This is a genomic window from Methyloceanibacter marginalis (assembly GCF_001723295.1).
Classification (GTDB): Bacteria; Pseudomonadota; Alphaproteobacteria; order Rhizobiales; family Methyloligellaceae; genus Methyloceanibacter; species Methyloceanibacter marginalis.
On sequence record NZ_LPWD01000469.1, the window covers coordinates 1 to 10,029 of the forward strand.

Below are 10,029 nucleotides of genomic sequence, written 5' to 3' on the forward strand. Positions count from 1 at the left end.
CAACGCCTTCAAGAAGGAAGGCATTGTCTCGCTGCGGCAACTAACCAAGCTTGCGCCGGAAGACCTGTTACGGATACCGAACATGGGCAAGCTGACCCTCCAACAGATTCAGGACAATCTTGCCAGCGTTGGTCTAAGCCTCGCCCCGTCCAGACCTCGCCAGTATTGTTGGTTTCCGCGCGCCCGCTACGGGTGACACCGAATGGGTCTGTCCCATCTCCAAGGCTGCACATCCTGCCCGGTCCGATCATTAGGCTGCGGTTTACCTAGCAGCCAATGAGCCGAAGAAAATCCGATTTGCGTGCCCAAGGCGGTCTTGTCGATTTGTTCGAACATGGTGCATGGGAGAAGACTCGCGCCTTTCTGACCTCGCTTAGACCACCGCCATTGAGGGTTCGGTCGATTCAGACAGGTTGCAAACAATGTGGCGCAGGCACGCCGCACGGCATCAAGCCTATTGGTGGTTGGCTCTTTGGCAACAGGATTGACGGATGCCAAGCGGAATACGTACGCGTGCCTGATGCCATGGCCAATCTGGCGCCGGATGCCCGCTTCGGATCTAGGAGCCGCCGTCAGCACCGCCCGCGCGACCGTAAGCCGTTCCGCGACAGTATCAACTGGAATGATGGTCGTAGCACCTTTCAGCTTGGCGCCTGCGGTTGCGCAAAGACCGATTGGGCCTTGGGCGAAAACAGCGACTGTGGATGCGAATGTTGCCTGATTTCGCTTCCCCGAATCCTGTGGGTGTCGGGGACACATCAAGACTTGCTCATCGCCCAGCTTATCCGGGACCCCGGGCACGACATGGCCAAGGAAGCGTTCTGCGAGCTGATCCAAGAAGCGGCATCCACCGACGCGGCGCCAATCTCTCGGTAACTTGACTTACGTCAACGTAGGACGAGCCCGCGCGGACCAATATCAAACCCGTAGGAATTTGCCCTGTGAGCTTGCATCCTTTGTGGCGTCTGGGCAACGCATGGCCACGACCAAAACTCTATGTAACCCCAGACGGATCGCGGCCGTTCGTCCATCGTTGAGCGATAGGAAGGAATTATGAGCCATTTCCTCGACCGCCTGACCTTTTTCGATCGCGCGGTCGACGATTTCGCGGACGGTTTCGGCGTCGTCACGCACGAAGACCGGCGGTGGGAGGATGGCTACCGCAAGCGTTGGCAGCACGACAAAATTGTTCGCTCCACCCATGGTGCCAACTGCACGGGCTCGTGCTCGTGGAAGATTTACGTCAAGGGCGGCATCGTCACCTGGGAGACGCAGCAGACCGACTATCCCCGCACGCGGCCCGAGCTGCCCAATCACGAACCGCGTGGCTGCTCGCGTGGGGCAAGCTACTCCTGGTATCTCTATTCAGGCAACCGAGTGAAATACCCCCTGGTCCGCTCGCGCCTGATCAAGCTATGGCGTGATGCCCGTGCGGACCTGACGCCTGTCGCCGCCTGGGCCTCGATCGTCGAGGACCCCACCAAGCGCGGCGCCTATGTGAAGAAGCGCGGCCTTGGCGGCTTCGTCCGCGCGACCTGGGACGAGGTCAACGAGATCATTGCCGCGGCCAATGCCTACACCGTGAAAACTCACGGGCCGGACCGCGTGTTCGGCTTCTCGCCAATCCCTGCGATGTCGATGGTGAGTTATGCCGCGGGCTCACGCTATCTGTCGCTGCTCGGTGGCGTATGCATGTCTTTCTACGACTGGTATTGCGACCTGCCACCCGCATCACCTCAGACCTGGGGCGAGCAGACTGACGTTCCCGAAAGCGCCGACTGGTACAACTCGGGCTTCCTAATCCTGTGGGGATCAAATGTCCCCCAGACACGCACCCCCGACGCCCACTTCTACACCGAGGCGCGCTATCGCGGTGCCAAGAGTGTCGTGGTCACGCCGGACTACTCGGAGGCAGCGAAATTTGCCGACCTTTGGGTGCACCCGAAGCAAGGCACCGATGCGGCCCTGGCCATGGCGCTCGGCCATGTGATCGCCCGCGAGTTTCATGTTGACCGCCAGGTCCGTATTTTGTCGACTATGCCCGCAAATACACCGATATGCCGATGCTCGTCCGCCTCGTCGAGAACGACGGATGGCAAGCTTGTCCCGGAGCGTTTCGTGCGCGCCAGCGATCTGGACGGAGCCTTAGGCGAGACGGCCAACCCCGAATGGAAGACGCTCGCCTTTGACGAAATTTCGGGCGAGGTCGTGGCGCCAGCCGGCGCTGTCGGCTTTCGCTGGAGCGATTCCGGCAAGTGGAATCTCGAGGAGAAGGACGGCCAGGGTCGGGAGACAAAGCTGCAGCTCTCGCTCGCCGGCATCCGCGACGAACTCGTCGATGTCGCCTTTCCCTATTTCGGCAATCGCGAGCACGACCATTTTGCCGGCACCGACCATCCGGGGGTCTTGATGCGCCGGGTGCCGGCCAAACGGCTACAGCTGAAGGACGGGGAGGCGCTGGTGGCCAGCGTCTACGACCTGTTCATGGCGAATTACGGCGTCGACCAGGGCTTTGGCGGCGAGCATCTGGCCGCGTCCTATGACGACGTGGAGCCTTATACACCCGCATGGGCTGAGAAGATCACTGGTGTGCCGCGCGCGCAGATTGTCACCATCGCCCGGGAGTTCGCGACCAACGCCGAGAAGACCGATGGGCGCTCCATGGTCATCCTCGCGGCTGGTGTGAACCACTGGTATCACATGGACATGACCTATCGCGGCATCATCAACATGTTGGTGATGTGCGGCTGCGTCGGACAGTCGGGCGGCGGTTGGTCGCATTATGTCGGGCAGGAGAAGCTCCGTCCGCAGACGGGCTGGTTGCCACTGGCCTTCGCGCTGGACTGGGGACGGCCGCCGCGGCAGATGAACTCAACGTCGGCGTTCTACGCCCACACCGATCAGTGGCGCTACGAGACGCTCGACGTGTCGGAGATCCTTTCGCCCACCGCACCGGCGGGCCCGTGGGACGGCGCGCTGATCGATTATAATGTGCGCGCCGAGCGCATGGGCTGGCTGCCGTCCGCGCCGCAGCTGGAGACAAACCCGCTCTCCATCGCTGCCAAGGCGGAAGTCGCCGGCCAGGCACCGAAAGACTATGTCGCCGCCGCGCTAAAGTCGGGCGATCTGAAGCTTTCCTGCGAGGACCCGGACAAGCCGGCCAATTGGCCGCGCAATCTGTTCGTGTGGCGCTCCAATCTTTTGGGCGCGTCCGGCAAGGGACACGAATATTTTCTGAAGCATCTGCTCGGCACGCCGAACGGCGTGATGGGCAAGGATTTGGGCACGACCGGGCGCCAGAAGCCGCAAGAGGTCGAGTGGCACGACCAGGCGCCGGAAGGAAAGCTCGACCTGCTCGTCACCATCGACTTCCGCATGTCGACCACTTGCATGTATTCCGACATCGTGCTGCCGACGGCGACTTGGTACGAGAAGAACGATCTCAACACCTCCGACATGCACCCCTTCATTCATCCGCTGACCTCCGCGGTCGACCCGGTTTGGGGCGCGCGCAACGACTGGGAGATCTACAAGGGCATCGCCAAAGCCTTCTCCGAGGTGGCGCCGGAAGTGCTCGGCGTCGAGAAGGACGTGGTGCTCACGCCAATTATGCACGACACGCCCGGCGAGATCGCCCAAGCCCTCGACGCAAGGATTGGAAGCGGGGAGAGATTGATCCCATCCCCGGCAAGACCAATGCCGCAGGTCACGGTGGTCGAACGCGATTATCCCAATCTCTACAAGCGTTTCACCGCGCTGGGGCCGTTGATGGGCAAGCTCGGTAATGGCGGCAAGGGCATCAATTGGAAGACGGAGGATGAGGTCGAGTTTCTCAAGCGTCTCAACGGAGAGGTCGAGGAGGAGGGTGCCACCAAGGGCTTGGCGCGCATCGACAGCGACATCGACGCTTGCGAAGTCATCCTGACGCTGGCGCCGGAGACCAACGGCGAGGTGGCGGTCAAGGCGTGGGACGCTCTGTCGAAGACGACCGGCCGAGGGCTCGCCCATCTTGCTCTCCACAAGGAGGACGAGAAGATCCGCTTCCGTGACGTGGTCGCCCAGCCGCGCAAGATCATCTCGTCCCCGATCTGGTCGGGCTTGGAGTCGGAGAAGGTCTGCTACAACGCGGGCTATACCAATGTGCACGAGCTGATCCCGTGGCGGACGCTAACCGGCCGGCAGCAGCTCTATCAGGACCATCTATGGATGCGCGCCTTCGGCGAGGGGCTATGCGTCTATCGCCCGCCGATCGACACCAAGACCGTGAAGCCGGTCATCGACCGCAAACCGAACGGCAACGCGGCCATCGTCCTCAACTTCATCACGCCCCATCAGAAATGGGGCATCCACTCCACCTATACCGACAATCTGCTGATGCTGACCCTGTCGCGCGGCGGACCGATCGTGTGGATGAGCGAGGTCGACGCCGAGAAAGCCGGCATCGTCGACAACGACTGGGTCGAGGCCTTCAACACCAATGGCGCGCTGGTGGCCCGCGCCGTCGTCTCCCAGCGCGTCAAGGAAGGCATGTGCATGATGTATCACGCGCAGGAGAAGATCGTGAACGTGCCGGGCTCCGAGCAGACCGGCCAGCGCGGCGGCATCCATAACTCGGTGACGCGGACGGTGCTGAAGCCGACGCACATGATCGGCGGTTACGTTCAGCAGTCCTACGGCTTCAATTACTACGGCACGGTCGGCTCCAACCGCGATGAGTTCGTCGTCGTGCGCAAGATGGCGGAGGTCGACTGGCTCGAAAGGCCGGCCGCGGACGCGCTTGCCGATACAGCCGCACTGGAGGCAGCCGAATGAAAGTCCGCGCCCAAATCGCCATGGTGCTGAACCTCGACAAATGCATCGGCTGTCACACCTGTTCGGTCACCTGCAAGAACGTGTGGACCAGCCGCGAAGGCATGGAGTACGCCTGGTTCAACAACGTCGAGACCAAGCCCGGCATCGGCTACCCCAAGGAATGGGAGAACCAGGACCGCTGGAACGGCGGCTGGCGGCGCAAGCGGAACGGCAAGATCGAGCCCCGAATCGGTGCCAAATGGCGCGTGCTGGCCAATATTTTCGCCAATCCCGATCTGCCCGAAATCGACGACTACTATGAGCCCTTCACCTTCGACTATCAGCATCTGCAGAAGGCGCCGGAACTGCAAGCCATGCCGGTCGCGCGGCCGCGCTCGCTCATCAGCGGCCAGCGGATGGAGAAGATCGAGTGGGGACCGAACTGGGAAGAGATCCTCGGCGGCGAGTTCGCCAAGCGTTCCGCCGACGTCAATTTCGACGGCGTGCAGAAAGAGATCTACGGGCAGTTCGAGAACACCTTCATGATGTATCTGCCGCGGCTGTGCGAGCATTGCCTCAATCCGGCTTGCGTCGCGGCATGCCCGTCTGGCGCCATCTACAAGCGCGAGGAAGACGGCATCGTTCTCATCGATCAGGACAAATGCCGCGGCTGGCGCATGTGCGTGTCGGGCTGCCCTTACAAGAAGATCTATTACAACTGGTCGAGCGGAAAATCGGAGAAGTGCATCTTCTGCTTCCCGCGCATCGAGGCCGGTCAGCCCACGGTGTGCTCAGAAACCTGCGTCGGCCGCATACGCTATCTCGGCGTGGTGCTTTACGACGCCGACCGCATCGAAGAGGCGGCGAGCGTTGCCGACGAGCAGGACCTCTATGAGGCTCAGCTCTCGATCTTCCTCGATCCCAACGATCCGGCGGTGCTCGATCAGGCCCGGGCCGACGGCGTGCCGGAGAACTGGCTCGAAGCTGCTATTCGCTCGCCTGTATGGAAGATGGCGATGGACTGGAAGGTCGCCTTTCCGCTGCACCCGGAATACCGCACGCTGCCGATGGTTTGGTACGTGCCGCCGCTGTCGCCGATCAACGCCGCGGCGGAGTCCGGCAGAATCGGCTTTGACGGTGAGATGCCGGACGTTCGCAGCTTGCGCATCCCGCTCCAGTATCTCGCCAATCTGCTCACCGCCGGAAAGGAAGAGCCGGTCGCGCTTGGGTTGGAGCGCATGCTGGCCATGCGCGCCTATATGCGGGCCAAGACCGTTGACGGCGTGATCGACGAAAGCATCGCCCACCGCGTCGGTCTCGACGGGCAGATGATTGAGGACATGTACCAGATCATGGCCATAGCGAACTATGAGGACCGTTTCGTCATTCCGACAGCGCATCGCGAGCTCGACGAGGACGCCTTCGACCTGCGTGGCTCCTGCGGCTTTTCTTTCGGCAATGGCTGCTCGGGCGGGACGACGGACGCGAATTTGTTCGGGTCACCTAAGAAGCACGTCAAGACGCCGATGGAGGTCAGCTGATGAGCAACATCTTCAAGGCCTTCTCGGCGCTACTCAGCTACCCGGACGAAGCCTTGCAGAAGGCCGCGCCGGAGTTGCGGGGCGCCATTGACGAGGACGGCCTCCTGCTGCCGGAAAATCACCGAGCGCTGGACGCTCTCATCGAAGAAATCGCCACGGGCGACCTCTTTGCGACGCAAGAGCGCTATGTCGAGCTTTTCGACCGGACGCGTTCTTTGTCGCTGCACCTTTTCGAGCACGTATATGGAGAGAGCCGCGACCGCGGTCAGGCGATGATCGATCTCAAGAGCCTTTACGAGCAGAATGGGCTTTACCTCAGTACCAGCGAGCTCCCGGACTTCCTGCCGGCGTTTCTCGAATTTCTTTCCGTACGCCCGCTGGAGGAGGCGCGCGAACAGCTCGGCCAGCCCGCGCACATTTTGACGGCCCTCGCCGAGCGCCTGCACAAGCGCCACTCGCCCTACGCGGCCGTCTTCGAGGGGCTGGCGTCGCTCGCCGCGACCGCGCCGGACGCAGAAGTCGACGTCGCGGCGGAGATTGACGATGCCGATCCCAACGATTTCGCGGCGCTCGATGCGCAATGGGAAGAAGAAGCGGTGACGTTCGGCCCGGGCGCGGCGCCGACCTGTAAGGACCGGATCGTGTCCCAGATACGGGCCGGGCGCCGGCCTGTGGCGGATGCATCCAAGGGAGTGGCGCCATGAGCGAGACCATCAACCAGCTTCTGTTTGGCTGGTACCCGTATCTCTGCATCGCGGTCTTCCTCGGCGGCAGCCTGTTGCGCTTCGACCGTGAGCAATACACATGGCGGTCGGGCTCTAGTCAGCTCTTGCGGCGCAAGCAACTCACTTGGGGCTCCAATCTCTTTCACGTCGGTATTCTGATCATTTTCCTTGGCCATTTCGTCGGATTGCTGACGCCGATCGCTGTATTCGATTTTCTCGGCATGGGTCATGGCGTCAAGCAGATGATGGCGATTGTGATTGGCGGCATTGCCGGGATCGCCTGCTTGGTCGGGATCACGCTCTTGGTGCATCGGCGTCTCTTCGATGCGCGCATCCGCAACACATCTTCGTTCGGCGACATCGCTGTTTTGCTCCTGCTCTACGTGCAGCTGCTCTTGGGTCTCGCAACGATTCCGGTCTCGCTCCAGCATTTGGATGGCGGTGAGATGCTGAAGTTCATGACCTGGGCGCAGGGCATCGTGACGCTGCAACCGGGGGTCGCGTCGCTGGTCGCCGACGTCAATCCCATCTTCAAGCTGCACCTATTCCTCGGCATGACGATCTTCCTGGTGTTTCCGTTCACGCGCCTCGTGCATGTGTGGAGCGCGCCGATTTGGTATTTGGGCCGGCGTGGCTATCAGGTGGTGCGCACGCGCAGCAGGTTGGGGCGCCCGCCGCGCGTCACACGCCGCTCCCGCCGCGCGGCCCCATGCCGGCGGAATAATTCTCATGGCTTGTGCGTCCCATGTGCTTCAGTCGATTCCCCAGCCCGAGACGGTGAGCGTGAACGGCGTGGCGATTTCGCGTGATGCCATCGCCCGCGAGGTACAGCATCACAAGGCGTCGAAGCCCATCGAAGCCTGGCAGTCGGCTGCGCGCGCACTCGTTATCCGAGAGCTACTGCTGCAGCGGGTGCGCTGCCTTGGAATTGCATCTTCCCCGCGCGACAACGGCAGCGGGCGGCGCGAAACCGACGAGGAGGCGCTTCTCCGGGCGCTCATCGAGGAAGAGGTGGCGACACCGGACCCAGACGAAGTTGCCTGCCGGCGTTATTTCGAGCAGAACCGGCGGCGCTTCCGGTCGCAGCCGATTTATGCGGCGTCCCATATCCTCTTTGCGGCGCTCCAGGCTCAAGCGGAAAGCTACGCGCGAGCGAGAGTCGTGGCAAATTCGGTGCTCGCGGAACTGAAGCGGTATCCGGAGAAATTCGCCGACCTAGCGCGGGCGCACTCCGCCTGCCCGTCGGCGGCGCTGGGCGGGTCTCTCGGCCAGATTACGGTTGGGCAGACGACACCTGAATTTGAGCGGGCGCTCGAGCGGCTCAACCTTGGCGCGATCACTGAGGCGCCGGTGGATACATGTTACGGCCTTCACATCATCCGTCTCGACGGAAAGATCGAGGGAAAGGACCTACCGTTCGAACTCGTTGCCGATCGGATCGCTGCCTATCTCCGCGCCAATGTCATGCATCGGGCAACCGCCCAGTATGTCGCACGGCTGGTCTCGAACGCGCGGATCGCCGGCATCGAGATTGCCGGCGCGGAAGCGCATCGCGTGAGTTGACGGCCATTCATGCTGCTCGGCGATCTTCTCTCCCGCTTCAATGATGAATCTGTTGCCGCTGACGCCCTCCAGCGCCTCGGCGACCTTGTCCTGCTCGCGGAGGTGTGCGCCGGCGCCGAGGCGGAGGGACTGCCGCTTGGCGCCTTTATCGCAGGCGCGGTGCAGCGCTATGCCCAGGATGCGTCGGATGACGAGTGGATCACGCTGATGGGCGAGTTGGGGCGCTCGGAGGATCCAGGCCTGACGTGCCTCAAGCGCGCCCTGATCCACGCGACCCGCGTCCCCCACTGATTGCCGAATGTCGCCGGCGGCGGAACGCCGTTTGACCTTGAGGTGCGCCGGTCGCTACCCTAGGGGGCCTACCCACGGAATTACAAGAGGCCCCCGGGCACAATGCCGAATCTGGACCGCAACCTCATCCAGGCGCTACCGGTGTTCAGCGCTATGGGCGAGCCCGAGCTTGACGATGTGATCGCCCATGCCAAGGCGCAGCGCATCCCAAAGGGGACGGCTGTATTTCAGCAAGGGGAGAAGGCCAATTCCTTTTTTGTGCTGCTGCACGGGCGGCTCAAAGTGGTGAAGACGACGCCCCACGGCCAACAGATGATTATCCGCTTTGTCCATCCCGGCGACATCTATGGGATCGCCAAGGCGCTCCGCCGCGAGGACTATCCGGCTACGGCGACGGCCGTGGTCGACAGCGTTACGCTAGTTTGGCCGGCCCAGATATGGGATGAATTCGTGGCGTCACATCCTGCGTTCGCCGTCAACGTCATGCAAACGATGGGTGATCGCCTGCAGGAGGCCCATGCCAGGATCAAGGAGCTCTCGACAGAGGAAGTCGAGCATCGCGTGGCCCACACCGTCCTTCGGCTCATTACGCAGTCCGGAAAGCAAACCGACGAGGGCGTTCTGGTCGACTTCCCGATCACTCAGCAGGAACTCGCCGAGGCTTCCGGAACGACGCTTCACTCCGTCAGCCGAACCTTGAGCGCATGGGAAAGCGCGGGCCTCGTGACCGTCGGACGCCGCAAGATTGTCGTCCGCGACGCCCAAGCTCTCTCCACGCTCGCCGATCGCGGTGCCCCGAAGGAGCGCTCACGCTAAGCGCACGCCGATTTGCGCTGGGACAACGTCCATCTCAAGCCCATTTTGTAGCGTCGTCAGTCATTCAGGCACGCGCCGTGCCGCTGGAGGCTCTACGGTCCATGCAACGCAGCCTGCGCGAGGAACGGGGAACCGGCCAAGGCAACTTGCTGCGCGCCCTGCTCAGCTATGGCTTTCGCCCATTTTTTCTCGGCGCTGCCCTGTGGGCCATTCTGGCTCTGACGATTTGGCTCGGTGCGCTCGCAGGCCGGTGGGAGCTTGCACCCGGCTACGGCGCTTTGCCCTGGCACGCCCATGAAATG

Annotated in this window: 9 protein-coding genes and 1 pseudogene; all 10 read left to right on the plus strand. The window is 62.3% G+C overall.

The features are described from left to right. A partial coding sequence (locus AUC71_RS16960; RefSeq protein WP_280139339.1) for a DNA-directed RNA polymerase subunit alpha C-terminal domain-containing protein occupies window positions 1–196 on the plus strand: 196 nt, incomplete at its 5' end. A gap of 215 nt (window positions 197–411) precedes the next feature. Continuing rightward, window positions 412–543 (plus strand): annotated as a pseudogene (locus AUC71_RS19020) (NAD(P)-dependent alcohol dehydrogenase); the annotation flags it as partial. Between the two features lie 510 nt (window positions 544–1,053). After that, complete coding sequence (locus AUC71_RS16965) at window positions 1,054–4,812, plus strand: nitrate reductase subunit alpha (protein WP_244501026.1); 3,759 nt, start codon at window positions 1,054–1,056, stop codon at window positions 4,810–4,812. Next, entirely contained in the window at window positions 4,809–6,332 is a 1,524-nt protein-coding gene (narH, locus tag AUC71_RS16970) for a nitrate reductase subunit beta (RefSeq protein ID WP_069625207.1), read from the plus strand. Before AUC71_RS16965 ends, narH begins: the two co-directional genes overlap by 4 nt. Beyond that, complete coding sequence (gene narJ / locus AUC71_RS16975) at window positions 6,332–7,036, plus strand: nitrate reductase molybdenum cofactor assembly chaperone (protein ID WP_069625208.1); 705 nt, start codon at window positions 6,332–6,334, stop codon at window positions 7,034–7,036. Before narH ends, narJ begins: the two co-directional genes overlap by 1 nt. After that, complete coding sequence (gene narI / locus AUC71_RS16980) at window positions 7,033–7,866, plus strand: respiratory nitrate reductase subunit gamma (protein ID WP_083238574.1); 834 nt, start codon at window positions 7,033–7,035, stop codon at window positions 7,864–7,866. The genes narJ and narI overlap by 4 nt, the downstream gene beginning before the upstream one ends. Continuing rightward, window positions 7,850–8,620, plus strand: coding sequence for a peptidylprolyl isomerase (locus AUC71_RS16985; protein WP_244501027.1), 771 nt, complete (start codon window positions 7,850–7,852; stop codon window positions 8,618–8,620). Before narI ends, AUC71_RS16985 begins: the two co-directional genes overlap by 17 nt. Window positions 8,621–8,629: 9 nt before the next feature. Further along, window positions 8,630–8,911, plus strand: a complete 282-nt coding sequence (locus AUC71_RS16990; RefSeq protein ID WP_069625210.1) for a hypothetical protein — start codon at window positions 8,630–8,632, stop codon at window positions 8,909–8,911. A gap of 102 nt (window positions 8,912–9,013) precedes the next feature. Beyond that, window positions 9,014–9,727: a Crp/Fnr family transcriptional regulator gene (locus AUC71_RS16995; protein WP_069625211.1), complete on the plus strand. Its 714-nt coding sequence runs from the start codon at window positions 9,014–9,016 to the stop codon at window positions 9,725–9,727. 101 nt (window positions 9,728–9,828) lie between these two features. After that, window positions 9,829–10,029, plus strand: a 201-nt coding sequence (locus AUC71_RS17000) for an NnrS family protein (RefSeq protein ID WP_193427059.1), incomplete at its 3' end; no start/stop codon positions are given.